At 62.1% G+C, this 24,439-nt stretch carries 22 protein-coding genes and 2 pseudogenes; 8 read left to right on the top strand and 16 right to left on the bottom strand.

The genetic code is table 11. From position 1 onward, the window contains the following. Positions 1-288 precede the first annotated feature (288 nt). Positions 289-1,293 (bottom strand): DNA-binding protein, encoded by a 1,005-nt coding sequence (locus AC3WJB_RS15955; protein ID WP_007080828.1) that lies wholly within the window; start codon positions 1,291-1,293, stop codon positions 289-291. Positions 1,294-1,460: 167 nt separating this feature from the next. Between AC3WJB_RS15955 and AC3WJB_RS15950 the strand changes: the two genes are divergently transcribed. Beyond that, positions 1,461-2,624 (top strand): tyrosine-type recombinase/integrase, encoded by a 1,164-nt coding sequence (locus AC3WJB_RS15950; RefSeq protein ID WP_068098889.1) that lies wholly within the window; start codon positions 1,461-1,463, stop codon positions 2,622-2,624. A 35-nt stretch (positions 2,625-2,659) separates the two neighbouring features. Here AC3WJB_RS15950 and chrA read toward each other — a convergent pair whose 3' ends face one another. From chrA to AC3WJB_RS15925, 5 genes are all read right to left on the bottom strand, one after another. Next, entirely contained in the window at positions 2,660-4,030 is a 1,371-nt protein-coding gene (gene chrA, locus AC3WJB_RS15945) for a chromate efflux transporter (RefSeq protein WP_068098891.1), read from the bottom strand. Between the two features lie 7 nt (positions 4,031-4,037). Then, positions 4,038-4,688: a superoxide dismutase gene (locus AC3WJB_RS15940; protein ID WP_068098893.1), complete on the bottom strand. Its 651-nt coding sequence runs from the start codon at positions 4,686-4,688 to the stop codon at positions 4,038-4,040. A 20-nt stretch (positions 4,689-4,708) separates the two neighbouring features. Continuing rightward, positions 4,709-6,874: a carbohydrate binding family 9 domain-containing protein gene (locus AC3WJB_RS15935; RefSeq protein WP_492681597.1), complete on the bottom strand. Its 2,166-nt coding sequence runs from the start codon at positions 6,872-6,874 to the stop codon at positions 4,709-4,711. A 58-nt stretch (positions 6,875-6,932) separates the two neighbouring features. Further along, complete coding sequence (locus AC3WJB_RS15930) at positions 6,933-7,805, bottom strand: DUF1259 domain-containing protein (RefSeq protein ID WP_492681599.1); 873 nt, start codon at positions 7,803-7,805, stop codon at positions 6,933-6,935. Between the two features lie 112 nt (positions 7,806-7,917). Continuing rightward, complete coding sequence (locus AC3WJB_RS15925) at positions 7,918-8,853, bottom strand: chromate resistance protein ChrB domain-containing protein (protein ID WP_235604421.1); 936 nt, start codon at positions 8,851-8,853, stop codon at positions 7,918-7,920. A gap of 103 nt (positions 8,854-8,956) precedes the next feature. Between AC3WJB_RS15925 and AC3WJB_RS15920 the strand changes: the two genes are divergently transcribed. The 5 genes and pseudogenes from AC3WJB_RS15920 (at position 8,957) to AC3WJB_RS15900 (ending at position 14,790) form a co-directional block, all read left to right on the top strand. Next, positions 8,957-9,409 (top strand): chromate resistance protein ChrB domain-containing protein, encoded by a 453-nt coding sequence (locus AC3WJB_RS15920; protein WP_068098905.1) that lies wholly within the window; start codon positions 8,957-8,959, stop codon positions 9,407-9,409. Positions 9,410-9,435: 26 nt separating this feature from the next. After that, positions 9,436-10,446, top strand: a complete 1,011-nt coding sequence (locus AC3WJB_RS15915; RefSeq protein WP_068098907.1) for a YncE family protein — start codon at positions 9,436-9,438, stop codon at positions 10,444-10,446. A gap of 133 nt (positions 10,447-10,579) precedes the next feature. Further along, positions 10,580-10,747 (top strand): annotated as a pseudogene (locus AC3WJB_RS15910) (hypothetical protein); the annotation flags it as partial. Between the two features lie 46 nt (positions 10,748-10,793). Further along, positions 10,794-13,763 carry a Tn3 family transposase gene (locus tag AC3WJB_RS15905; RefSeq protein ID WP_068098909.1) on the top strand — a complete coding sequence of 990 codons (2,970 nt, stop codon included), beginning with the start codon at positions 10,794-10,796 and terminating at the stop codon, positions 13,761-13,763. Then, entirely contained in the window at positions 13,753-14,790 is a 1,038-nt protein-coding gene (locus AC3WJB_RS15900) for a hypothetical protein (protein WP_492683325.1), read from the top strand. Before AC3WJB_RS15905 ends, AC3WJB_RS15900 begins: the two co-directional genes overlap by 11 nt. 57 nt (positions 14,791-14,847) lie before the next feature. On the opposite strand, the gene AC3WJB_RS15895 is transcribed toward AC3WJB_RS15900, so the two are convergent. Further along, a complete protein-coding gene (locus AC3WJB_RS15895) occupies positions 14,848-15,156 on the bottom strand; it encodes a hypothetical protein (RefSeq protein WP_043795550.1) in 309 nt (102 codons plus the stop codon). Next, positions 15,153-16,316, bottom strand: a complete 1,164-nt coding sequence (locus AC3WJB_RS15890) for a tyrosine-type recombinase/integrase (protein WP_027485182.1) — start codon at positions 16,314-16,316, stop codon at positions 15,153-15,155. Before AC3WJB_RS15890 ends, AC3WJB_RS15895 begins: the two co-directional genes overlap by 4 nt. Before the next feature lie 167 nt (positions 16,317-16,483). Here AC3WJB_RS15890 and AC3WJB_RS15885 point away from each other — a divergent pair, with 167 nt between their 5' ends. Further along, entirely contained in the window at positions 16,484-17,470 is a 987-nt protein-coding gene (locus tag AC3WJB_RS15885) for a DNA-binding protein (RefSeq protein WP_063090038.1), read from the top strand. A 337-nt stretch (positions 17,471-17,807) separates the two neighbouring features. Beyond that, complete coding sequence (locus AC3WJB_RS15880; protein WP_492683322.1) at positions 17,808-18,542, top strand: hypothetical protein; 735 nt, start codon at positions 17,808-17,810, stop codon at positions 18,540-18,542. Positions 18,543-18,692: 150 nt separating this feature from the next. On the opposite strand, the gene AC3WJB_RS15875 is transcribed toward AC3WJB_RS15880, so the two are convergent. The 8 genes and pseudogenes from AC3WJB_RS15875 to dnaB form a co-directional block, all read right to left on the bottom strand. After that, positions 18,693-19,667, bottom strand: a complete 975-nt coding sequence (locus tag AC3WJB_RS15875; protein WP_068098619.1) for an SOS response-associated peptidase family protein — start codon at positions 19,665-19,667, stop codon at positions 18,693-18,695. Between the two features lie 183 nt (positions 19,668-19,850). Beyond that, positions 19,851-20,393: a hypothetical protein gene (locus AC3WJB_RS15870; RefSeq protein WP_068098622.1), complete on the bottom strand. Its 543-nt coding sequence runs from the start codon at positions 20,391-20,393 to the stop codon at positions 19,851-19,853. Between the two features lie 89 nt (positions 20,394-20,482). Further along, entirely contained in the window at positions 20,483-20,992 is a 510-nt protein-coding gene (locus AC3WJB_RS15865) for an RHS repeat domain-containing protein (RefSeq protein ID WP_068098624.1), read from the bottom strand. A 343-nt stretch (positions 20,993-21,335) separates the two neighbouring features. Then, complete coding sequence (locus AC3WJB_RS15860) at positions 21,336-21,635, bottom strand: hypothetical protein (RefSeq protein ID WP_068098626.1); 300 nt, start codon at positions 21,633-21,635, stop codon at positions 21,336-21,338. 134 nt (positions 21,636-21,769) lie between these two features. After that, positions 21,770-22,138 (bottom strand): WYL domain-containing protein, encoded by a 369-nt coding sequence (locus AC3WJB_RS15855; RefSeq protein ID WP_153037826.1) that lies wholly within the window; start codon positions 22,136-22,138, stop codon positions 21,770-21,772. A gap of 69 nt (positions 22,139-22,207) precedes the next feature. Next, positions 22,208-22,285, bottom strand: a pseudogene (locus AC3WJB_RS15850) (DUF3761 domain-containing protein); the annotation flags it as partial. Positions 22,286-22,459: 174 nt separating this feature from the next. Beyond that, positions 22,460-22,951 carry a hypothetical protein gene (locus tag AC3WJB_RS15845; protein ID WP_153037827.1) on the bottom strand — a complete coding sequence of 164 codons (492 nt, stop codon included), beginning with the start codon at positions 22,949-22,951 and terminating at the stop codon, positions 22,460-22,462. A gap of 42 nt (positions 22,952-22,993) precedes the next feature. Next, entirely contained in the window at positions 22,994-24,397 is a 1,404-nt protein-coding gene (dnaB, locus tag AC3WJB_RS15840; RefSeq protein WP_068098632.1) for a replicative DNA helicase, read from the bottom strand. Positions 24,398-24,439 lie beyond the last annotated feature (42 nt).

Here is a 24,439-nt window from a genome sequence, read left to right as displayed (position 1 = left end):
CGACGAGCAAGTCGTCTGGCACCGGCTGATCCACGGTCGGACCCAGACGAGGCTTGGCCGAGTTTTCTGCGAAAACGCTCACGTAGCGTCTAAGATTATGTTTTCATTGAATTAGCTGAACTCAGCTAAAATTAGTAACATCGAAGAATTGCTGCTAATCGCGGCTGCACATCGAAATCGCCGAACATGCTGTCACCCGATCAACATGGCGATGTGGGTTACGGAACCCGCGGCTTACGCTGAACAACTCCCGGAGCGCTGAAGCCGCGCCTTGATAAAGTCTCCTCGTCACTGTCCCTTGGCGCTCTTCTTGGAGTCCATATGTCTCTTTCGCTCGGCAGGTTTGCGCGTATCGCCGGTACCTTTCTTTGTACCCGGTGGCTTGGCAGCCAGCAACTGCAAGGCCAGTTCCATCCCGTCGATTTGCCCGCGATTTGACTGCACCTGATGCGTCAAGGTCTGCCGTTCGGTCGTGAGGGCTTCGATCTGTGCGCGTTGTTGTTCGAGCTTTTGAAGCTGTTCGCGGTGGCGCAAACGCAATTCGGTAAGCTCCGTTTGCTGCTCCTCATGCCGCCGCTGAGCCTTGGCCAGCGCTCTTTCGGCGTGGCGTTGTCCTTCGCGTGCTTCATCGATCTGCCGGAGCATGTGGTCCTGTGCCGCTTCTAGTCGCTGGGTAGCGGTGCTGAGTTCGGTCTGAAAGGCTAAGTCACGCTCGGCAAGACGAGCCTGAAATTCGTTGGTCTGCTTCTCTTGGACCGCTCCCGCCACTTCCTGTTGGCGCATGGACTCGGTACGCAGGCTGGTGATTTCATGCTGCAACGCGTGGACCTGGCCAAGTGCATCATTTTTGGTGGCACTCTCACTGACCAGCTGCTGCTGCAGTTCGGCCAGCTGCTCGCCGAGCTGTGCCACCTGCTGCGCTTGCTTCTGTCCGTCGACGATCGCGGCATCGCGCGATGCTGTTGCTTCCTCGCGCTCTACGCGGATTGAGCTCAGCTCGCCTTCCAATGCCTCTCGCTGTTCGGCAAAGGTCCGCTCCCCCTGTTCCACGGCAGCAACCCATAACGAGCGCATGACATCGGCCACTGCCGGTGGCAAGTCGGCACCGAGCGCGTCGACCTTCGTTCGCTCGTTCTTCCACAACTTCAACTCATCATTGATGGTGGTTCGACTGCCCTGCTGGATGACGGCATAGATCTGGTCGACGGTGATTTCGTGCGGCCGTTTCGCGCTGGCAACGAGCTGGGCGGCGGCTTCACGGGTACGTTGACGGGTATCGCTGACACGGCTCATGGGTAGTTCCAGTCGCTCAGAGGGTCAATTTCGAAGATAAGAGCTGTGTATATCATAGTATTACGTTATATATGTAACGATTAATCCAGGAAATTTACGATAACTCCTATAATCGAAAGTCTTTTGGCAGTACGCTGCTTTTCCCGCGATGCCGGACATCGGAAAGCATGACTGAGCCCGACTTGAGCCTTGTGGCGCTGCCCCATACCCTTTCACCCGCCCTGTCTGGATGCGTCGGCACCAATCGCGCGCCGACGAGCGTGGTGCGCCAAATCGCGGCCGATGACGATGTGGCCGCGATCGGTCTGTGGCTGGCGGAATATCACGACTCGCCGCATACCTTCCGCAGCTACCGCAAGGAGGCCACGCGGTTGGTGCTCTGGGCCACCCAGTTACGTAACAAGCCGGTGTCGAGCCTTACTCGCGAGGACGTGATCGCCTACGAAGCCTTCCTGGCCGAGCCACCCACTACCTGGTGCGACGCCGGCCTGGCGCGTCACGGCGAGCATCGACGATTGTTTGTCGGTCCATTGGCCGAACGTAGCCGGCGTCAGGCGCTCGGCATTCTTGCCGGACTGTTCAACTACCTCGTGCGCGCCGGCTATCTCGCCGGCAGTCCGTTTGTGTTGCAGCGACGACGGGCAAGACGCGGAACCCGTCGCACGATCGAACGCTACCTCGATCGTATCCTCTGGGAGGAAGTCCTACGCATCGTCGACGGCTGGCCACAGACAACCGCACGGGAAAGGCAGCGCTACGAACGCGTTCGGTGGATCCTTCGCTTCCTCTATGAAACCGCACTGCGAGCCGCCGAAGCGGCGGCCGCCAGCGAAAGTGACTTCCAACATATCCGCGGACGGTGGTGGCTGCGCATCGTGGGCAAAGGCGGCGTCGAGGGCACGATTCCCCTCAGCGATGGGCTCATGGAGGATTTCGCACGTTACCGGCGCTTTTATGGGCTGCCATCCGCACCTGCCGGCGACGGCAAAACTCCCGTCATTCTGGGTATCGCCGGAAGGCCTTTCCCGTTGACGTCCACCTCGGTTTACCAGATCGTCAAGGGCGCCTTTCGGCGCGTGGCCGAGACGCTGCAAAAGGAGGATGGTGCCAAAGCCACGCGTGTGCGGCGGGCATCAACACATTGGTTACGGCACACAGCCGCCACGCATCAGGCCGAGGACGGCACCCCGATTCATCACATCCAGCAGAACCTGCGCCACAGTTCCATTGGCACCACGTCGATCTACATTCACGCCGAAGAGGATGCACGGCATGCCAGCACCACAAAAACGCGCCAGGAGGCAACGGCATCCCAAGGAGACGTCCTATGACTGATCCCCAGGGCCTACCTCATCCGCACATATAATCAACCTTGGATCAGCCGGAGTGCCGCCCCAAGGCAGCCACAGACGCCGAGCGTCCATGCCATGCCGACGCGGTAGCGAAGCATGGCGATCATGGCTCCGGCGGCAAGCACCAAGGCGGCGGGGTTTAGCGTGGACAGCTGAGGCAAATCGAGGTGAATAGGCCCGGCATTCAGCGTTCGCACAGTGCCGAAGATGGTGTGCTCCGCAAACCACACCGACAGGTTCAGCACCACACCCACCACGGCGGCCGTCACGGCACTCAGCGCCGAATTCAGTACCCGGTTCCCACGCAGCGCCTCAATGTAGGGACCACCGAGGAAGATAAACAAGAAGCACGGCACGAAGATCACCCAGACGGTCAGCAGCGAGCCGAGCATGCCGGCAACCCAGGGAGACATGCCGCTCTGGTGCTGGAACGCCGCCATGAAAGCCACGAATTGCACCACCATGATCAGTGGCCCCGGCGTGGTTTCCGCCAGTGCCAGCCCGTCGAGCATCTGCGCTGGCGACAGCCAACCGTAGTCGGTCACCACACGCTGGGCGACGTAGGCCAGCACCGCATAGGCCCCGCCGAAGGTCACCACGGCGGTTTCGCTGAAGAGCAAACCCTCGCGGGCGAGCACGCTGGTGTGACCAAACAGGATCACGACGGCCAGCACCGGCGCAGCCCACAGCGCCAGGCCGATCCCGGCCGTGCGCAACGCTCGTGTTCGTGACGGCTTGGTATGGACCAATTCGCCGCGCAGCATCAACTGGTCGATCAGGTAACCATCACCGGCCAGCTCCGCGGCCGTGGCTTCGGCCGGGAACCACTGTGGGAACCACCGCCGCGCCCCGATGCCCAACACCGCCGCTCCTGCGATGATCAACGGGAACGACAGCCGGAACACGTGAATGGCCAGGAAGGCCGCAGCCGCGATGCCGACGAAGAAGTGACCTTTCAGGGCGCGTCGCGCGATGCGAAGCACTGCTTCAACGACTACCGCCAACACCGCGGCCTTCAATCCGAAGAAGACAGCCACCACCATCGCCACCTGGCCCACGAAGGCATACAGCACACTCAGGCCGGACAGCACTAGTACGCCGGGGAGCACGAACAGGCAGCCGGCGATAAGACCACCGACCGTGCGATGCAATAGCCAGCCGATATAGATGGCCAGTTGGGCCGCCTCGGGACCCGGCAGCAACATGCAGTAGTTGAGGGCATGCAGGAACCTCGGCTCGCTGATCCAGCGTCGCTGTTCGACCAGTTCGCGGTGCATCACGGCGATCTGGCCGGCCGGGCCACCGAAGCTCAGCCAGCCGATCTTCGCCCATACCCGGGTGGCCTGTGCGAGGCTGACATACTGCGGCGGTGTGGTGACGGTCATGGCCTTCTCACGAGCGTGCCACTTCGGCAAGGGCGCGATGCAGCGCCTGAGCCTGCCCGAAGCGGCGATCGACCTCGTTCCACTGGACGTTGGCAAGGAATGCGTCGATGTATTTCAGCGCCGCCGCACCATAGTCCATCTGGTAGGAGTGCTCGTACATGTCCATGACCAGCAGAGGCAACGCGGTCGCGAGTATCTGTGTGTGGTGGCCCGACCAGACCGTGCGCAGCTCACCGGTCATCAGTTCGAACGCCAGGATCACCCAGCCACTACCGCCGCCAAGGCTCGCGCCGGTAAGGCGGAAATGGGTTTCCCAGGCATCCATGCCGCCGTACGTGGCCGAGATGGCCGCAGCGATATCGCCGGTAGCGCGACCATCGCCCCCCAGGTTGCCGAAATACGCTTCGTGCAACGTCATCGAGTTGCGATACATCAGCTCGTGCTGGCGCAGGCCGCCGACGACAAACGCAGGCGTGTCCTTGCTGACCTGCGCCAGCTGCTTCTCCAGGGTATTGAGGTTGCGCACCGCCCCACCGTAATTGTTCTCGTGATGCGAGACGATCAACCGCTCCGAGAGACCGATAAGCGCGCGCGGATCGAAGGGCAGCGGTTGCAGTACATGCTGGCCCGCAAAGGCGGGCGACGTGGAATCGGACATGGCGATACCTCTTGCGTGTATTACGAACGAAAGTCCCAGCGCAACTTGGCAATCACGGCGTTCGAGATGGGCGCGTAGCGTGCGATCGGATTGGTCGGCGAGGTTTCCACCCCGTGATTGAAGACCAGATAGAAATCCCGCCCGGGTGCGACGATCCAGTGCAGACGCGCGTTGAGGCCGACATGGCCTTGTCCCGAGTCGTACTGGGTAAAGCTGGACACGATGAGGTCGGGGCTGAAGGAGTAACTCAGCTTGAGTTGGTAGAGCCGCTGGATGAACCGGCCTTGCGGCAAGCGACCGACATCCGTTTCATTCTGCAACTCGAAGCGTAGTTTTCCTTCCCGTGCCGTCCAATCCACGAACGGCATGTATTGCGTCAGCCGTCCGCCGTAGAAGTCGCCCAGTTCCACCACGCTGCCGATGCGCCACGGCCGCGCATCGGACGATTGCGTTTCGACACGATAGCGATTGAAGTGGTAGCGGCCCGCCGGCAAGGTCACGCCATCGACGATCTCGAACGGTTCGGTCAGCGCCTCGTAATCCGGAATCCAGTCGAACTCGTAGTGCTCGCCGGATTCGGCGTCGACATTGAACGGGGCGGTGAAAATGCGCCGGGTCTGCGTGGTGCCATGCAGGTCGTCGATCTGCTGCACTTCGAATTGGTAGAAAAACTGTCGCGCCCAGTTGAGTGCGTCGCTGGTGGGACGCGGCCGGTAGTCGATATACACGTCGTACTGGTGCGTGCCCGGGCGTGGCAGGAAACCCAACGCCGGGTTGAGAGCATCACCGAACACATTGACGCTGGCATTCCAGTTCCACAGGTCATTGGGGTACTGCGCGTAGACGCCCCAACCCGAATGCCGTCCTTGCAGACCATCGTCTTGCGTACGCGCCGCCCAACCCGAAAGCGTCAGGTTCTTGTCGCCACGAAAGGTGGCCGTATGCCAGACCGCATCGACGCCCGCAAAGAGATTATGGGTCTGTCCGGTCGGATCGCCGCGTGTCACCAGCGTACCGACGCGCAAATGGTCATCGACGTCGTAGGTCAGGCGCCCGACGAACAAGTTGATCGGGCGGCCATCGAGGCCCGACGGGCCGGTTTGCACATCCAGCGCACCGATCGACCACGGGCCGGTTTGGCCGATAAGCTTGACGCCTTCGTCCAGGCGCACCGTTTCGCCGTTCAGCAGGCCGACGCGACGCGAGTAAAACGGAATGAACGTGCTGGTGAGGTCACCAGTCTGGCTGAGTCCGGCGGCAAAGTTGAACTGGTTCGAGCCTTCCAGGAAGAAGCGGCGCTTCTCCGGCAGCGACAAGGAAAAACGGGTCAGGTTGATTTGCTGGGCATCGGCCTCGGCCTCGGCGAAGTCGGGATTGACCGTGACGATGGCCGCCAGTTCGGGGGTCAGGTTGTAGCGCACATCGCCGCCGATTTGTGCCGATTGGCGGTTACCGAGGCTGTCGTGATTCATCAGCACGTAGGGCGATACTTCCAGGCCATGACCCTGTTCAAGGCCGCGGGTCCCGTTCAGGACGCCCATGCGGGAAAGATCGAAGATCAAACTGTTGAGAGTGATGCTGGCCCATTGCAGGCTGAGCTGGGCACGCGGCACGTAACGCTGCACATTGAGACCCCAGCGATCCAGACCCTTGCGAAATTGCAGACTGCGTGTGTCGATCGCGATCTCGGCGCGCCAGCCGTCCGCCGTTTGCCGAACCTTCGCCCGCCAGATCCCATCCCAGTCATAGTTCGGGTCCGGCGATGCGGGAGAGATCAATCCATCGGTCCGCGCGCCACCCGCATTGACCTGAAACACGTAGCCGACCCGGTGGTTGCCGAAGGTGTCCAGCACCACCGTGACGTGATCGTCGTTGGTCTGGTCGCTGTCGCGCTCCAGCGTGTGCACGGAACGCTTGCCAAACTCCGGATCGACGCTGTCGATCCACAGATACAGATGCGTGCGATCCTTCAGCACCCGCACCGTCGTGCGGTAGGGCGTCGGTAGGCCCGGACGCGGATCTTGTTGCGTGAGTTCGATCCCCGCCGACTGTGCCCAGTCCGAATCGCCGGGCAGCGCATCCATGAGGGTGTTACGTACCGGTAAGACGCTGACCTCGGGCGGCACGATGATGTGATCTGCCCCGATCGCCGCACGTACATTCGGCGACAACAAAGCAAGGAACATCAGTGTCGATCCGCCTACACGTTGGCTGGCATACCAGGTCATGGGTTGACCCGACCCCTCAGGGCTTGTGGACCGCGGCTTGCGCATCAAGCGCAGCGCGGAATCCGCGAGCCAGTTCCGCAGCTGGCCCCTTGCCCCAGAAGTGGGTGAAGTACAAGTCGGGTTGCACGTCCATCATGTGATTGTGCAACGCCACCACATGGATACCGGCCTTGCGCAAGGCCTGCAGCACGGGCTGTACTTCCGTGGCGGCCATGATGAAATCGCCGTCCATCGCGGCCGCGTTGTCGCTGCCGCTGAATGCGGCCCAGGTGGTGAGCCCCATCGAGCCGCCGACCGGCATGCCCTGCATGCTGCCGGTACGCCCGATCGTGATCTTGGCGATCCCTTGAAGGTCGACCGCCGGCTGACCCACGATCTTGCTGAGCGCATCCGCGTTGATATGCCCGACGGTTGGCGTTATCCCCGCGAATCCCGCCGCCGGCCGTGGATGCGCGCGGCGCACCGCGCGAATGGCCGTCCAGACGGCCTTGACGCCGGCGGCAAGCGTTTCAGGACTGCCTTCGCCGCCGATGTGCATGAAGTAGACCTTCGGCGTGTCGTAGAAAAAGTGATTGTGCAGCGCCGTGACGGTGAGACCGTGGGCAAACGCCGCGTCCATCGCGGCGTCCACTTCGTCCTGGAACACCACGGTGTCGCCCATCACCATGGCACGTCCGCCCGCCATGGGTGAGAACGCGGCCCAGGAGCCCAGGCCCGCCGCCGGCGGCAGTTTCATGCCATCCACGGTGACGGCGACATCGGTACGCGACCAGCCAATTTTCACGACGCCATCCGGCGTCGTGGTCGCGGTCGCGCCACTGGCCGCGCCAATGGCTTTCGGATCCAGCTGGCCGGCTGCCAGCGCCGGCAGCGCCAAGCCAAGGAGCATGGCCGCGGCCATCCGGTGAAAACGACGGCCATGAAGGGCTCGCGGGTGGTCATGGGTAGACGTATTCATAGACACCTCCGGGTGGTGGTTGAATGGAATCGACAGCGGTAGCTCATTCCGCCAACGGTTCCGAATAAGCGGCGTACAGACTGTCGAGTACGGGGCCGATGCTGCGAAGCAATGCGTCATCGTCCGGCTGGGTCGCACGAGCGCCGGCCATGATCGCGGCGAAGCCTGCCGCCTCCGGCACCGGCACGCCGCCGACATCGAGGTAATGCACCAGCGCGCCGAGACGGGCGAGACCGCGGTCATCGCCCAGCCCGAAACTGATCAGCAGCACCTCGAAGCTCACCCGGGCACCGCGGTGGGTGAACTCGGCGCCGTCAAAGTCGAAGCCGACCGCCTTCTTCGGGCAGCTTGCCGGGGTTTTGATCCAGGCGAAGGTCGCCTTGCGATCGATGAACCGGCGGATCAGCCAGGCCGACGCTACCCGGTCGACCCACAAGTGCTCGCGGGTAGCCCACAGGCGCCCGCGGTATAGCGCCGGATCGCAGCGCGGCACCGCGCCATGCGCGGCATGGGGCTCGTCCGGCGAAAACCGCGCGTTCAACGCGGCTTCGGCATCGGTCAAGGCACTCTCCACCTGGCGCCGTGGCGATCCAGGAAAGAAGTCGATCTCCACCACCGCGGCGACATCGCGACGCAGCATGGCCAGCTCGCGCCGCGCCTCAGCCTCCTCCAGGCTCGCCAACCTGACCTGAAACGCATCGAGCTGATTGAACAGCTCGTGGTACTCGTCGCCGCGATCAAACAGCGCCACGAGTGCACGCTGTTGCGTCTCGTCCTGACTGTCGAAAGCGATGACCTGCGCGGTGCCGTCGGACGCGGTGATCTCGGCGGCCTGTTCATCGAAGCCAACACGGGCGTTGTCGGCCTGCGGCAGCACGTATACGCCATCTCGCATGGCGCTGGCGCCCGCCGCCTTCAGTGCCCGCCAGACCCGCATGCGGGCCGTCTGCGTCTTTCCGGGCAAGCTGCTGACCAACATCAGCCATCTCTGGGGATTAATCATGTAGCGTACACTACGCTTTAGTTATATCTTCTACAATAATTGTGGCGCCACGTGAAATCCGTCCAGCGGAGGTGCGGCCATGCAATGGGTGACGCGAGAACGTCCCAAGATCGACCGGATTGCCTGTCCCTGGCTGATCGCCCGGTTCATCGACGCGACGCCAGAATTTCTGTACGTACCGACAGACCAGGTATTCACTGTCGCGCAAGCGACCGGCGCCGTACCCTACGACATTCCAGGCGCCGAGCTGTCTCACGTGGGAGACCTCTGCAGTTTTGATGCCTTTCTCAAACGCTATGCGCTCGATGACCCCGCTTTGCAGCAGCTCGCCGCCATCGTGCGTGGCGCGGACACCTCACGTCTCGATCTGACCCCTCAATCCGCCGGGCTGTACGCCATCTCGCTGGGCTTGTCGCGGGTGTTCGAGAACGACCACACCATGCTGCAGCACGGGCTGGTGATCTACGACGCGTTGTATGCCTGGTGCCGGCATGGTCAGGGTGAAACGCATCGCTGGCCACCGGGCTCTTGATCATCATCCGGATCGATGGAGTACGTATGAGCACGCCGACCTTGCTTCGCGGTATCGGATCACTGGTGGCCGTCCTGGTGGCAGCTACCGCTTGCGCCGGGCCAGTGGGTTCCAACACCCTGCCGCTCACCAAGGTGGCGGATATACCTCTCGGCGGCGAGACCACGCGCCTGGACTATGCAAGCTACGACCCGGGACGGCACCTGCTGTTCATTGCACACTTGGGCGACAGTGCCGTCATCGTGTTCGATACCCAGACGCAGCGGGTGGTAACGCGAATTCCTGATATCAGCAAGGTCCACGGGGTACTGGCGATCCCGGAACTCGGGCGCGTCTATGCCTCAGCCACCGGGACCAACGAAGTGGTCGCGATCGACGCGAACAGTCTGAAGGTCGTGGCGCGGGCACCGGCGGGAGTGTATCCGGACGGCATGGCCTATGTCCCGGACCAGCACAAGCTCTACGTCTCCGATGAGCACGGCGCGACCGATACGGTGATCGACGTGCGCACGAATCAGCGCGTCGCGACGATTACGCTTGGCGGCGAAGTGGGCAACACCCAGTACGACCCCGTTTCCAGACACATCTTCGCCAACGTGCAGACGCGGCGACAGCTGGTCGAGATCGACCCGGCCACCGACAAGGTGGTCGCACGCATCGACCTGCCCGGTGCGAAAGGGAATCACGGTCTGCAGATCGTGCCGCCGCAGCGGCTCGCATTCATCGCCTGCGAGGACAACCACAAACTGCTGGTGCTGGACCTGACGAGCCGCCGCGTCACGGCCTCCTTCGAGGTCGGCGATGATCCGGACGTGCTGGCCTACGATGCCGGCAAGGGCTGGCTGTATATCGCCAGCGAATCCGGGGTGGTCTCGCTGTTCTCCGTGACCCAGGCGGGCGTGACCAAGCTCGGCGAGGGCATGCTTGGGCCGCACGCGCATGTGGTCGCCGTCGACCCTTCTACCCATCGCGCCTACTTTCCCCTCAAGGACCTGCAGGGGCATACCGCACTGCGCGTCATGCAGCCGCGTCCCTGAGGGACGTCGGTCCATGGCGGCCGGTATTGTCAGTCGGCGTCGTCCATGGAAGCCGCGTCCGCCGAGTTCGATAGCCGTGACGCCATATCGACGATCTCAAAACGCCAGCCTTCATAGTCGAAGTGCTCGCCCGTATACGTTTTGGTATGTCGTGCCGACGCTGCCGATGTTCCCGGTCTTTCCGCGCCTGTTTGCGCGTTTTGGCTTCTGGCCTGCGTTGGCGTTGAGTGCTGTCATCACCGTGGTGTGCTTTGGTGCTTTCGCACTGGCCGTCAAGCCCTTCGGGATCAAGTTGCTCTAAATTTCATCTTTTTGGCCGCGACAGACACGTCGCCTAGCGGACCCGCATGAGCACGATTCAGGACACTGCCTATCCTCAATTGAAAAAGGATCTCAGCGCCCGCGATTTGACGGCCATCTACACACCTACCGCTGACGAGTGCGCGTTTGCCATAGGCGTCTCCGCACGCAAGCCCACTCAGGCACTGTTGCTGATCCAGCTCAAGGTCCTTCAGCGTTTGGGATACTTCGAGCCGTTGTCAACGTTGCCGCGGGCGATTGTTGATCATGTCTGCGGCAGCGCTCAGATGCGCATCCCCACCGTGCGCGCATTGAAGGCGTACGACGCATCAGGCAGCCGCTCGCTGCATCTGCGGAAGATTCGTGACTTCGTTGGTGTGCGACGGTTGGTGGATGCCGATTGGCCCTGGCTGGATCAGATCGCCCGCGAGGCGGCCGCGACCAAACAGGAACTGGAGGACATCATCAATGTCCTCATCGAGGAACTGGTCCGGCAGAAGTACGAGTTGCCCGGATTCACCCAACTGGTGCGCGCAGCACGGGCGGCGCGCAACGCGGTCAACACGGCGATCTTCAAATCGGTCACGGGGCAATTGTCGGCCGACCAGCGCCAGATGCTCGACGATCTCCTCCTGCAGCGACGGGGAATCACCCTCTGGGATCAACTCAAACGCGAGCCGAAAAGGCCTACGGTTCGCGAGGTAGCCAAATTCCTTGAGCACATTCGCTGGCTCAAGAGCCTGGGTCACGGGCTGCCCGATACCCGCGAGATGGCGGTGACCAAACGCCACCAGATGATGCTGGAAGCCCGTGCGTTGGACGCCAAGGACATCCGCACCGTCAAGCCGCTCAAGCGCCATACATTGGCCGTGCTGCTGATCCAGTCGCAGCTGGAAAAAGCCACTGACGACGTCGCAAGCATCTTCATCAAGATCATGCATGGCATCGACAACCAGGCCGAGGAGCGGCTGCGCCAATACCGATTGGACCATGCCGAGCAGACCGATCGTCTGATTGGCCAGTTTCGGGAGGTGCTGGCTGCCATGCAGGAGGGCGAGTCGGCGAAGAAGCGTGTGGAAAACATGGAGCGGGTGCTGGGCGACGATCCGGAACAATGGATCATCCAGTGCGATGAGCATGCCGCCTTTGCGGGGAATAATTATCTGCCCTTCATGCTGAAACCCTACAGCGACAAGCGGGCGTTGCTGTATCAGTGCCTGGACGTACTCGAACTTCAGTCCAGCTCACAGGACGATACGCTGGTAAGAGCCGTCGCCTGGATCCGCGAATGGCGCACGGCACGCCGCGAACATCTTGAGCCCGCGCACCTTCCCAACGGGATCGACCTGAAGCGCTGGCTGCCCGATGCCTGGTATCGCCTGATCGCGGTGGCGTCGCCCGAGGGCGAGTCTCGGATCCACCGAAAATACCTTGAACTCTTCATCTGCATGTCGATCATGAAAGACCTGCAGTCCGGCGACCTGTATTCCGCACACAGCAACGACTTCGATGACTACCGCGAACACCTGGTGTCCTGGGAGGAGTACGGTGGTGAATTGAGCCGCTACTGCGACATCACCTCACTGCCCAAGGACGGTGCCGGCTTTGTCGCGCAGCTCAAAGCGGAGATGTCGACGCTAGCCAAGCATGTCGACGACAGCTTCCCCGAGAACGAATTCGTGCGGATCGGTGAAAACGGTCTGGTGATCCAGCGGCTTGATCGTAAACAGGATCCACCGGAACTGGCCCTGCTGGAAGCGCGACTCAAGGAGGAGCTGCCGTCCGTCAACATCCTGGATCTACTGACCGAGACCGAGCAGTGGCTCGATCTGCACCGGCTGTTCGGGCCACTGTCTGGCTTCGAAGCCAAGATCGACGACCCGCGCAAGCGCTTCATCACGACCTTGTTCTGCTACGGGTGCAATCTGGGCCCCACGCAGACGGCTCGCTCCGTGCAGGGGCTGAGCCGCAAACAGGTCGCCTGGCTCAACCTTCGCCACATCACCGAGGAACGCTTGGACAAGGCGATCGTGCGAGTGATCAATGCCTTCAACACCTTCGCTTTGCCAAAATTCTGGGGGACAGGGAAACACGTCTCCGCCGATGGCACGAAGTGGAGCATCTACGAGCAGAACCTGCTGTCGGAGTACCACATTCGCTACGGTGGCTACGGCGGCATCGGCTACTACCACGTCTCGGACATGTACATCGCGCTCTTCAGCAATTTCATTCCGTGTGGTGTGCATGAGGCGGTCTACATCCTTGACGGCCTGATCAAGAACGAATCTAACGTGCAGCCGGACACGGTCCACGGTGATACCCAAGCTCAGAGTGCGCCCGTGTTCGGCTTGTCGCACCTGCTGGGTATTCGCCTCATGCCACGCATCCGTGGCATCAAGCAATTGGTGTTCTACAAGCCCGATCGGAAAACCAAGTACGGGCACATCAATAGCTTGTTCACCGAATCGATCAACTGGGAGCTTATCGAGCGCCACTACCCGGACATGCTGCGCGTGGCCATTTCGATCAAGGCGGGGCGGATTACCCCTTCGATGATCCTCCGGCGCCTGGGTGTGGCGAGCCGGAAGAACAAGCTGTATTTCGCGTTTCGCGAGCTCGGACGCGCGATACGAACCCGATTCTTGCTGAACTACATCAACGACGTCGAGCTGCGCCGCGTGATCCACCAGTCGACGAACAAGAGCGAGCAGTTCAACGACTTCGCCCAGTGGCTGCATTTCGCAAATGACGGAATCATTGCGGAAAACATCCGCCACGAGCAGCGAAAGGTCGTGAAGTACAACCACCTCGTGGCCAACATGGTGATCCTGCACAACGTCCACACGATGTCGCGCACGCTGAAAGGACTTCAAGAGCAGGGCGTGCCACTCAGCGAAGAGTTGCTCAATCGGCTTTCGCCATACCGGCGCGAGCATATCAACCGGCTAGGCCATTACTCATTGGACTTGGATCGGTACAAGAGCGCGATGGCCAAAGACATCAAATTTGCTTTGTAGGCTCAACGGCTTATGGTTCTTTTTGCGGAAATTTCCAGAATCCCGGCCGAACCTCGGATGCGGCATGCTGCTAGCGTGGGCGCTCACGGCCGCCTCGATCGGTGGCCCCACCTATCGCGAGCAATTGCTGTTCCACCAGACGGCAGGGCGCGTGGTGGAAGCGTTCGCGCATGCGAAACCGCTCTGGTGGTACCTGCCGCTACTGCCGCTGTTGGTGTTTCCGTTCGCGCTATGGCCGAGGCTGTGGTTCGCACTAGGGGCCCTGCGGCGTCCGTTCGAACCAGGACTGCGTTTCGTGTTCGCTTGGCTGGGTCCGGTGTTACTGGTGTTCTCGCTGATCAGCGGCAAGCAGCCGTATTACCTGTTGCCGGAATGTGCGGGTTTCGCCTTGCTGTTCGCCGCCGCCGTGGCTCGGAAACATGCTCCTCCGGGAAGGAGCCGTTGGCTCGGTCCGTGGCCGTTGGCATTCTTGTCCGTGGGAGCTGGTCTGTCCCTGTTTGCACTTCCGCAGCTCATTGCGCGCGGGGTAGTCCGTGATCCGCAGCTCGCCACGCTGGGGGCTTTCAGCAGCGCGTTCGGCGTGTTCTATATTTTGCTCGGTGGCCTGCTTCTGCCAAGAAGGGGCGAGTTGCACCGCATTGCTTTGGTGGGCCTTGTGGGTGCCGTCGCCGCCAACGGTCTATTCACGCTCACCTGGTGGCCGGCTTTCGATCTCAAGCCGGCGGCGGTGTTACTGGCACGTGCCGAAGCTCAGGGCAGACCCATCGCCAATGTGGAAACGTACGACGGTCAGTTCGACTTTCTGGGCCGATTGACACGGCCCATGACGCAGCTGTCCGAAGGCGAGTCGGTGCAAGTGTGGGCAAAGGCACATCCCCGAGGATGGATCGTGAGCTACCCAGCCACGGTGACATCTCTCGATCGACGTATAGCTCTTTATGTACAGCCGTTTCGTGGCGTGTGGTTGACCATATGGCCAGCCAGCGAATTGGCCGCCGGCCGCGAAGGCCTGCCGAAGGCGAACTAAACAACCGCACCCTTTGGACGAATTTTCCAACTGAACCCGGTTGAAAAAAGCACGCTATCAAATTTTCAAATAATCATCACACGCGGTGATGAGTTCTCGCAGTGTCGGCTCATCCGCATCAGGACGGGCCGCCAGCAGGGCGCGAAGTTCCCCAATCTGTTTATTGTCTGGAATCAGTTCGGACGGACTTTCCCACATCCAGTCGATCACGATCGGCAAAAGTTGGGTGGCAGACAACGTGGCCACTTCATGCCGGGTGGGTACATACATGCCCGCCCGAAAAACGGGGCTATCCAGCCCATGACTTTCCCTGGCCGCCTTGAAAGCACTGGCGGGCATGCCGAAACGATCGTCGGGGTCAGTCATGGCAGGTCTCCTTCTCTTTGCTGCGAGGCGTCGGCTCGCGTTCTCGTTGTGCTTGCATGCCGTGAATCTTCTTCTGCGTGGAGGTAAATCGATGTCGTGCCGATCGAGCTGTGGCGAAGATTCTGCTGGATGTGGTGGATCGGTGTTCCGTCTTCGGCCTGATGCGTGGCGGCCGTATGCCGTAGCCAATGAGTCGACGCCCGCCGCACTCGGGAGGCTTTGGCGGCATCTTCCTTTTGGAGCGTATCCGCAACATGCCGGAAGGTGGCCTTGACGATCTGATAGATCGCCGTGGGAGTGAGCGCAGAAGCGCGGCCGGCGATCCCCAGAATGGCCGGTATCTTGCCATTGTCGGCCGGCGCGGGCGGCAACCCATGGAAGCCGCGATAGCGCGCGAAATCCTCCATGAGATGGTCGCTGAGGGGGATCTGACCCTCGACGCCGCCTTTGCCCACGACATGGAGCCACCACCGACCACGAACGCGCTGGAAATCGCTCTCGCAGGCCGCGGCGGCCTCGGAAGCCCGTAAAGCCGTTTCGTACAGGAAACGCAGTACCCAACGAGCGCGTTCGTAGCGTTGGCAATCCCGGTTCGTCGACCGTGGCCAACCGTCGATGCTGTGAAGCACGTCGTCCCAAAGGGATCGGTCCAGATAGCGCTCGATAGCACGGGGCATCCCGCGACGCGCCCGTCGCCGCTGCAGCACAAACGGACTGCCGGCGAGATAGCCGGCGCGTACGAGATAGTTGAACAGCCCTGCGAGGATGCCCAAGGCCTGACGTCGGCTGCGCTCGGCCAATGGTCCCGTGAACAGGCGCCGATGCTCACCACGACGGGCCAGACTGTCGTCGCACCAAGTGGCGGGCGGATGGCAGAGAAATGCTTCGTAGGCGATCACATCCTCGCGGGTGAGGCTCGACACCGGCTTGCCACGTATTTGCGTGGCCCAGAGCAGCAGCCGTTCTGCCTCCTTGCGGTAGCTGCGAAAGGTATGGGGCGAGTCGTGATATTCCGCCAGCCACAGGCCGATCGCCGCCACGTCGTCATTGGCCGCAATCTGTCGGGCCACGTTCGCCGGAGCACGGTTGGTTCCGGCGCATCCCGACAGGACAGGAGGCAGGGCCTGGGGTACGGCGAGGCTCAAAGGATGTTCAGTCATGCTTTCCGATGTCCAATGCCGCGGGACCACCAGCGTACTGCTGAATTACTTTCGATTATAGGGATTATCATAACTTTCTTGATTTAATCATTACACATATAACGTAATACTATGATATACATGATTCATATCCTGCGAAATTGACCCGCCAGCAACTGAGAATGCCCATGAGCCGTGTCAGTGATACCCGCCAACGTACCCGCGAAGCCGCTGCCCAGCTCGTTGTCGGCGGCAAACGACCCCACGAAATCACGGTCGACCAGATCTATACGGCCATCCAGCAGGGCAGCCGCACGACGATCAATGACGAGTTGAAGCTGTGGAAGGACGAACGTACAAAAGCGGACGCCCTCGGCGCCGATCTCCCGGCCGCTGTGGCCGATGCGATGCGCACCCTGTGGGTGTCCGCTGTCGAGCAGGGCGAAGCGGTATTTGCCGAACAGCGGGGCGCCTTGGAGACCGCTTTGGCGGAGGCCGAGCAGCAGCGGAATGCAGCCCTGCAAACGCGCGCCGATGCCATGGAGATGGCGACAGCACTGACCGAACAGTGCGAAACACTTCGACATGAAGTTGCCGCGCAGCAAGCGCGTGTGGAGACCGAGATGGGTGCGAAGAACCAAGCTCTGCAGGATGGGCAGGCGCTGCAACAAAGGTTCATCACCTTGCAGACCGAGACGGCTGAACAGATCGAACGTATCCGTCAAGCTCAAACCGAACAGGCCGAGGAATTCCAAGCCGCGATCTCGAGCCGAGATGCGGCTTTCCAGATCGAACGCGATAAAGCGAATGAGCGACTGGAGATCGCGCAAGCACGCATGCTGCAGGAGATCGACGCCGCACGCGAAGGCCAGCGGCGCGCGGAAAACCAGCTGACCAAAGCGCGAGAGCGACTGGAACAGCAGCAGGCCAGCTTGGCGGAGTTACGCTTGGATGCAGGGCGCCATCGTCGCGAGTTGGCTGAGCGTGATATCCGCCTTGAAGCACTGGCCACTACTGTCGCAGAGCGGGATCGGATGGTCATCGAGTTGGCCGCAGTTCGCGGTCAATTGGAAGGGATGGGCACGGCGGTGCAGTCGCTCGAAGCCCGGGCGAAAGCCGCAGAGGCTCGGTTAACTCAGACACCTGCACCGCCTCGAAAACGCCGGCAACATTGAACATCGAAAGACGCGCTTTACATTTTTGGGGGTTGGGCAAAATTAGCCATGCGGTCGCTTGAAACTCGGGCTACCGCCGCCGAGTCGCGCCTTACTGCTTAGCTGGCCGAGCAGGCATCGCCGGCGACGGCTCGAAGTAAGTATCCCCCGGCAAAGCCGGGGGCTTTACGATTGCTGGCCCCTCAAAGGGGCCTATTCGCAATCGGCGAAGATCAAGAGCACAAAGCAACACAGCGCGGAGCGAAATCCCGGAGCCGTCAAACTTTGAGAGTCCCCCGGCAGAGCCGGGGGTTTTCCATCGACTAATAAGCGGGGCAAGCAGCGGGATGCGTAAGCCATGTTTGAGGCCTATGACCCAATTTTTCCCATATCCGGGCACGACCCTAAATCCATGACAGACAAAGAATATTTATCCTTATCCCGGTTTTCCGTTCCATTGCTCCCCAAACCCCTCGTCCAACAGCTGGAGGAGCGGGTCGCCGGCATGACCGCGCGATTGACGGAGCACGAAGCGCACATTCAGTCGCTGGAAGACAAACACCAGCATGCCCGCGATGCCTTGGAGCATTATCGGACGGCCGTCAAGGAGCAGCGCGACCAGGAGCAGCGCCGGCACGAACACCAGGTGCAGGGGCTACAGGTCGAGCTTCGACAAGCCAACGACACCATCACGAGCAAGAGTCACGAGCTACTGCAGCTCAACCGCGACAATGCCCGGATGACCGAGCATATCAATCAGCTCGACAAGGAGTTTCGGCAGTTCCGCACCGAGCATCAGAAACTGCAGCACGCCTACGACGCGAATCTGCCGCTGGCCAAGGAACATCCGACTTTGCAGATGCGGCTGGCCCAGGCCGAACAAGGGCAGGTGCACCTGCAAGCCCAGCTCGCGGCGGCCGAAACTCAACTGACCACTGAACGGGATCATCGGCGACAGGCAGAGACCCAGTGCGCCGCCAGCCAAGCACGGTTGGACGTGCTGGAAGAAACATATGCTCGACTGCGCGACGTCAGTACCTCCGATACGCGCGACGAGGTTGAAAAAGGGTCTCGCCGAGACCCGGTATCTTGATACTGCTGTTGCGAAGTACGCGCCAGCTTTGGCGTCAATAGGTTCTTGGGCTAACTTCTTGGATTGAAATTGTTTTTTGGCCGGAGTGTCCTATTTTTGCGCGTATCTCGGCCGTACCCCTGCCAAGGGCGTTGCCTGAACGGGTGTCGCCTACTTCGTCAGGCGGTGTTGGTAGTAGGCGCCCACCGGGTCATCCAGGATGGCGTACTGATCCGCCAGCTGCCCCGGTGCCGGGTCAAGCCAGGAATCGAGGTTCTCGGGCTTGATCGCAATGATGCACCGATCGTGTCCGGCGGCCTCGACCTCCGGTGGCGGGTCTCGGGTAATCGCGGCGAAGGAGTAGAAATCAGGCTCGTCATCGGTTGCCTCGGCGAAGCGCCACAAGCACGCCAGGAACAGTTCTTGCCGAGGCTCCGGCTCGAACACGATCTCGACGGAAACATCCCGTTCGCCCGGGACAAGCTCGCGCTGCTGAAGGCGATGGAGCGAGACGCTCTCATAGAAGCGGGTCGCCACGACGACGCCGTGGTTCCTCCCGAACAGCTGACGCCACACGGTCGAGAGCTTGTCTCTGCGGGCGTTGTACGCGCCGGGCTTCTCCAACTCCGTGGCACGGGTCCATCCTGGAAGTCTGCAGCGGTACCGCATCGGGACGATCTGCCGCTCGCCGGTGGCCGGGTCGCGAATCAAGACGGGCGCATAGTGCCCTGGCCAGATGCGATCGAAACCGTCCGACTGTGCCGCGGTGCCGAGTTCGTCCAGCTTCGCCTTGGCCGCAGCGATCTTGTTGGACGCGATGCGCTGTTCGTTGGCTGCCTTTTTGGTGGGTTTCGGCGAGGCGAGCACGACCTCGGCCTTGGTGAGGCGCTCCGTTTGCTCGGCGATCTCCAGCTCGAGGATTCGCGCGACATCGCGGTAGGCCTCGAGCGCCGCATCCTTGGCGGACTGCTCTCCGGCGCTGCGCGGCTCCATGAAGCTATCCCTCATACCCTTGGGGACGACCTTCAGCCAGTCACCGGCCTTGTTGCGTGCCCAGAAGAGTTTGACGAAGGCGCTGAGGACAAGCGAGCCGCCAAGTCGCTCGTACCGGTGCCAGTCGCTGATGACCTCGGCGGAGTAGCACATGGAAAGATCCAGATGTTGGGCGCCCGCCCGCGCAGGCTTGGTCGTTCATGCTGCCCCATTCCTCGTGGCGACGCCATGAATCCTCGCGTTAGCGCTGGCCACAGCGGTGAACGTTTGTGCCCGTCGCACGGCGCCGGGTTACGGGAAACTATCACCAGCGCTCGCGCCGGAGACGCTCCTTCCTTAAACCGTCTTGCTCGTGAATGAGCTCTTCGGAGGCGTGAGCCGGTCACTGGCGAGGCCCAGCGCGCCCCACTCCACCGCCCGCCACACGCTCACTTCGTCGAGGTCGAGGTGGCCGGCTTCCCGCGTGCGTTGCTGGAGGTTTCGGTAGGCGCGGACGTCCACCGGATCGTAGGCGGCCAGCTCCTGGTCGATCAGCGTTGTCCAGCTCGTCGGGTAGGCTCCCCAGCGCAGCAGGTAGGCCCAGGTGACCAAGCCGGCCAGCAACGGAAGATAGCCGATGCCGGCGCGAACCGAGGCGGATACGCCGAGCACCGCCAGGAACCCAGACCGGTCGATCAACGTGGCAAGGCCGAGCAGCGCAGCGCCAGTGCAAAGGCCCACCGAAACCGCGTAACCGGTGCGTGGCCCGGAAATGGCGTTCCGAGCCTGAAAGACTCGCCGGTCGATCGAGCGGAGCTGCTTGCGCCGCCGCGTCACCGCCTGCGGTGTGAGCGCAGCGGCCGGCCGGACATCGTCAACGACATAGAGCTTGGTCTGCATTGGAGCCTCGAAGGATTGGCGCGATGGACATCACGATAGCCGCGCGGGCGTCCCGGCAAAGTCCGAAAGGACACGTTCGAGGGAGGCGGTTACCGTCGGTCGCCGGTCTTTTTGTAGGTGTACGCCTCGACCACCGCGCCGGTGGCGCTGCGCACGGCGGTGAGCCGCTGCAGGGCGTCGTAGCTGTAGGTTTCCGCGTCCGCGCCGGGCGGCGCGGTGATGTTGCCCAGCACGTCGCGGGTGAAGCGCAGATCCAGCGCGGCGCTGGCCACCGCGGAGATGTTCCCGTTGGCGTCGAAGGCTCGGGCCACCGTCTGGCCGTTGCCGAGGGTGTAGCTGGCCACCGGCCCAAAGGGCGCGTGGCGCACGTCGGTGGCGATCGGCTGCGTGCCGCCGCCGGCCGGATGCAGCGTCGCCGAGGTCACCTGCCCGGCCGCATCGTGCGTGTAGTCGACGCGCGCGCCGCTCGGGTAGGTGATCGAGGCGAGCCGGCCGGCCGCGGTGTAGCCGTAGCCGAGCACGCTGGCCTGGCCGGCGACGATCTGCGTCTTGCGGGAAACTTGGCGAAGGCGTCGTAGCAGTTGTGCGTGCGTGCTCAATCCGAGCGCCTAGCATTGGCACACTTCACAGGTTCTTTACCAGGACATAGAGGACGAACAGCGAAAGGCTACTAAATGCCAGCCACCAGACGATTTTCTGGCTCTTAGTTTTCGGGGATGTTCCACCTGCACCAAACATAGTTAAATCCTCCTCACCAGGTTATTCCCGTTTGACCGGTCATCACGGTATATCCCCAGTTAGGGCCGCCACCAGCCTTATAGCTTGACTGGAATGACTCGCCTGCACCAAAGCCAATGAGTGTTGCTGTCCCGTTGCCAGGTGACCAGGCCACGCCGCCCCCGACACCGGCATAGGCACCGGCAACTCCACCGGAGTAGCCGCTTAGAAACGTGTCGATCCGGGCGTCCTGTAGATGTTGATCCACGGGGTACCGAGCTGCTGCGACGTGCAGTAGGCGAGTGCGGTGGCCGAGCTCTCCCGAGACACCTTGCACAGGGACAGGGCGGCGTCCCAGTTCGGGTTCGCCGCGCGCATGGCCGCTTCGGCGGCTCCCAGGCTCTTGAAGTCGGTACTGGCGAAGGTGTACCGAAGATCCGTGGCTTGCGCGCCGGCGGCCGCCAGCAACGCCGCAACCGCCAAGGTGAGGCGCTTGGGGGCGGGAGATCGAACCAGGTGGAGCATGAACACGGGGCCGGTGATGCGCGAGGTCGCGCGACGCCGTAGACACTACGCACCGACGGCCACATCAGTGGTTCAAAAGCGGGGCATTGGCGGCATTGCTTTCGCCGGAGCCTACCGTGGCACCCGCCGTTGGATCACGCGGCAGGCGCGGGCTCCACCGCACGAATCCGGTCCATGCGCGATAGCGCAAACATGCGCTGCCCGTCGACGCGGCAGTCGCCCACGAGACAAAGTGTGCGGCCCCCCGCCACCTCAGCCAGCTGCATCCACCGCGGGCGCACCGTTCGCTCGCCCGGCTCGGTTTCGCTCTCGCCGCGATAGTCGAACGTCACCCAGTGACCAGCGGCCATCACGCGGCGCAGGAAGTCATGAACGTCCTCACCAGGTCGCCTGACCAGCGATGCTGCACTGACCGGTGTCGATGGACTTCCCACCTGCTCCCATTGCTTGAGGACGACGTCCCGGCGCCGCGACGCTCGCCGCGCCATCAGCGCCTCGATCATCGCGACCGTCCCAGCGCCGGCGAAGAGGCCGGCAGGAATGCCTAGGAACGTCCAGCCGGAGGTCACCCCGCCGTGATGCGAGCAGGCACCGCGCCGGCCGATGGCACTTGAGTCCGTCCCATCCGCACAGTGAGCGCCTCGTACCATCGACCCCACGCCGAGGCCTACGCCGATTCCGACAACCACGCCAAGCCACAACACCCATCCCGTCCGGTTGCGTGGTCTGATCTCACGCACGCGTTATCTCCCCTCGACGGCCAGCGCGGGGACCGCCATCGCGTGGAAGCCATCGCGCCTCGAAGGTGGGTTGAGTTTGTCGCCTCATGCGGCGCTGCCCATGTCGCTCAATCGCTGCATCGCGTCGTGACGGTCTGCTTCCCTTGCATACTCAACGCACGCGATGAAATCGGTGACCGTGGGCGTGACACCTGACTTGTTCCAGCGGGCCACAGCCGAACCAATCGCCGGATAAGTGCTGGCGAGGCCGGCGAGCTCTCGAAGCTGCTCGGTCGACAACAGCTTGATCGCATCAAGAGGGGGATCTATGCCCAATCCTCGCGCAAACGTCATCAGCGCAGTGCTGAGGAGCAGAACGAAGGGAGCGAAAACACAGGCGGCGCGAGCCACGCTATCACCGACCCAACTGGGAATGACGCCGGTGCCATAGATCGCTGCCAAGTAGGCGACCACACCGAGGGCGCACGCAAGGCTGGCAGTTTGCCAAACCTGCTTTCGACCTCTAGCCATCTGGTACAGCGCGATTCGAACGTGGTCGGGTTGTGGGCAATAGTCGAACGGTAGGGGCGTTCCCATATATTTCTCCTTTTTGCGGTCGCTGCAGTTCTGTCCGTGGTGTCAGAACCCCGCCGTGAAGGAATCCACGGCTCCATAGTGTGCGTTCTCAAAGCGAGTGTACCTGCCCAGGAAAGCCAACTTCACCGTGTCGGTAGGCCCGTTGCGCTGCTTGCCGACAATGACCTCCGCGAATCCTTTGTCCGGAGAGTCGCGGTTGTAGTACTCATCGCGGTAGATGAACATGATGACGTCGGCGTCCTGCTCGATCGCGCCGGACTCGCGCAGATCCGACATGACCGGGCGCTTGTCCGCGCGCTGCTCCAGGGAGCGGTTGAGCTGCGACAGGGCAACCACTGGGACGTCGAGTTCCTTGGCCAGCGCCTTCAAGCTGCGCGAGATCTCCGAGATTTCCGTTGCGCGATTCTCCGAGCTGCCGGGGACCTGCATCAGCTGCAGGTAGTCGATGACGATCAGCGCGAGGCCGCCCTGTTCGCGGTGGATGCGGCGCGCCCGCGAGCGCAGCTCGCCAGGTGATAGCGACGGCGTGTCGTCGATGAAGATTTTCGCACTGGTGAGCTTGGCCACGGCATCGGTGACCCGCGGCCAGTCCTCCTCGGACAGATCGCCGGTGCGCAGGTGCTGCGCGTCGATGCGGCCCATCGAGGAGATCAGTCGCAGGCCCAGCTGGGATGCCGACATTTCCATGGAGAAGACCAGGACAGCTTTCTTGGTCGTGAGCCCAGCCGACTCGGCGATGTTGAGCGCCATGGCCGTTTTGCCCATAGACGGCCGCGCGGCAACGATGATGAGATCGCTCGGTTGCAGGCCGGCGGTCACCCTGTCCAGGTCCGTGAATCCGGTCGCGACGCCGGTGAGCTGGCCACGATTCTCGAAGCGTTGGACGATCAGCTGGAAGGCCAGCTTCGTAATGTCGTTGGAGTTGTGGATCTCCTTTCGACCGGTGGTATTGCCTTCGGCAATCTTGAAGATCGCCTGCTCGGCCTGCTGGACGACTTCGCCGGCGTCGACGGTGAACGGCGCGAGGGCGCTTTGCGTGATCTTGGTGCTGGCGTCGGCCAGGCGGCGCAGCGTCGCCTTGTCGCGAACAATCTCGGCGTAGGCGACGATGTTTGCGGCGCTGGGGGTCACGTTGGCCAGGTGGATGACGTAGCTCGGGTCGATTCCCTGCGCACCCTTGTGACTCGCCAGCCAGTCGGACAGCGTCACGGCGTCGGCCGGCGTGCCCTGTTCGGCCAGGTCGCTGATGGCCTCGAACAGCACTCGGTGGTCGCGACTGTAGAAGTCGTCGGCGGACACGATCCCGGCGATGGCATCACCCGCCTCGGTGCTTAGCAGCAGGCCACCGATCACCGCCTGCTCCGCCTCGCGGGAGTTGGGCGGAACGCGAATGGCCCGGGTGGGCTCTTCATACGATGAAGGGAAATCGTGCAGTTGTGCGTTCATGGGCTCGGCGGTGGTGGCGACGCCTCCAGCCTGCATGACGTT

It is taken from the genome of Rhodanobacter sp. FW510-R10 (assembly GCF_058781105.1).
This window is presented reverse-complemented; position numbering and strand designations above follow the sequence as displayed.

What these genes read in the sequence shown, in the direction of transcription:
- dnaB (WP_068098632.1), bottom strand. Translation starts at nt 24,397, where the DNA reads ATGAACGCACAACTGCACGATTTCCCTTCATCGTATGAAGAGCCCACC.
- AC3WJB_RS15915 (WP_068098907.1), top strand. Translation starts at nt 9,436, where the DNA reads ATGAGCACGCCGACCTTGCTTCGCGGTATCGGATCACTGGTGGCCGTC.
- AC3WJB_RS15880 (WP_492683322.1), top strand. Translation starts at nt 17,808, where the DNA reads ATGTTTGAGGCCTATGACCCAATTTTTCCCATATCCGGGCACGACCCT.
- AC3WJB_RS15845 (WP_153037827.1), bottom strand. Translation starts at nt 22,951, where the DNA reads ATGGGAACGCCCCTACCGTTCGACTATTGCCCACAACCCGACCACGTT.
- AC3WJB_RS15950 (WP_068098889.1), top strand. Translation starts at nt 1,461, where the DNA reads ATGACTGAGCCCGACTTGAGCCTTGTGGCGCTGCCCCATACCCTTTCA.
- AC3WJB_RS15885 (WP_063090038.1), top strand. Translation starts at nt 16,484, where the DNA reads ATGAGCCGTGTCAGTGATACCCGCCAACGTACCCGCGAAGCCGCTGCC.
- AC3WJB_RS15920 (WP_068098905.1), top strand. Translation starts at nt 8,957, where the DNA reads ATGCAATGGGTGACGCGAGAACGTCCCAAGATCGACCGGATTGCCTGT.
- AC3WJB_RS15855 (WP_153037826.1), bottom strand. Translation starts at nt 22,138, where the DNA reads ATGATCGAGGCGCTGATGGCGCGGCGAGCGTCGCGGCGCCGGGACGTC.
- AC3WJB_RS15860 (WP_068098626.1), bottom strand. Translation starts at nt 21,635, where the DNA reads ATGCTCCACCTGGTTCGATCTCCCGCCCCCAAGCGCCTCACCTTGGCG.
- AC3WJB_RS15890 (WP_027485182.1), bottom strand. Translation starts at nt 16,316, where the DNA reads ATGACTGAACATCCTTTGAGCCTCGCCGTACCCCAGGCCCTGCCTCCT.
- AC3WJB_RS15870 (WP_068098622.1), bottom strand. Translation starts at nt 20,393, where the DNA reads ATGCAGACCAAGCTCTATGTCGTTGACGATGTCCGGCCGGCCGCTGCG.
- AC3WJB_RS15895 (WP_043795550.1), bottom strand. Translation starts at nt 15,156, where the DNA reads ATGACTGACCCCGACGATCGTTTCGGCATGCCCGCCAGTGCTTTCAAG.
- AC3WJB_RS15940 (WP_068098893.1), bottom strand. Translation starts at nt 4,688, where the DNA reads ATGTCCGATTCCACGTCGCCCGCCTTTGCGGGCCAGCATGTACTGCAA.
- AC3WJB_RS15955 (WP_007080828.1), bottom strand. Translation starts at nt 1,293, where the DNA reads ATGAGCCGTGTCAGCGATACCCGTCAACGTACCCGTGAAGCCGCCGCC.
- AC3WJB_RS15905 (WP_068098909.1), top strand. Translation starts at nt 10,794, where the DNA reads ATGAGCACGATTCAGGACACTGCCTATCCTCAATTGAAAAAGGATCTC.
- AC3WJB_RS15925 (WP_235604421.1), bottom strand. Translation starts at nt 8,853, where the DNA reads ATGTTGGTCAGCAGCTTGCCCGGAAAGACGCAGACGGCCCGCATGCGG.
- chrA (WP_068098891.1), bottom strand. Translation starts at nt 4,030, where the DNA reads ATGACCGTCACCACACCGCCGCAGTATGTCAGCCTCGCACAGGCCACC.
- AC3WJB_RS15930 (WP_492681599.1), bottom strand. Translation starts at nt 7,805, where the DNA reads ATGCTCCTTGGCTTGGCGCTGCCGGCGCTGGCAGCCGGCCAGCTGGAT.
- AC3WJB_RS15935 (WP_492681597.1), bottom strand. Translation starts at nt 6,874, where the DNA reads ATGTTCCTTGCTTTGTTGTCGCCGAATGTACGTGCGGCGATCGGGGCA.
- AC3WJB_RS15875 (WP_068098619.1), bottom strand. Translation starts at nt 19,667, where the DNA reads ATGTGCTACTCCGCCGAGGTCATCAGCGACTGGCACCGGTACGAGCGA.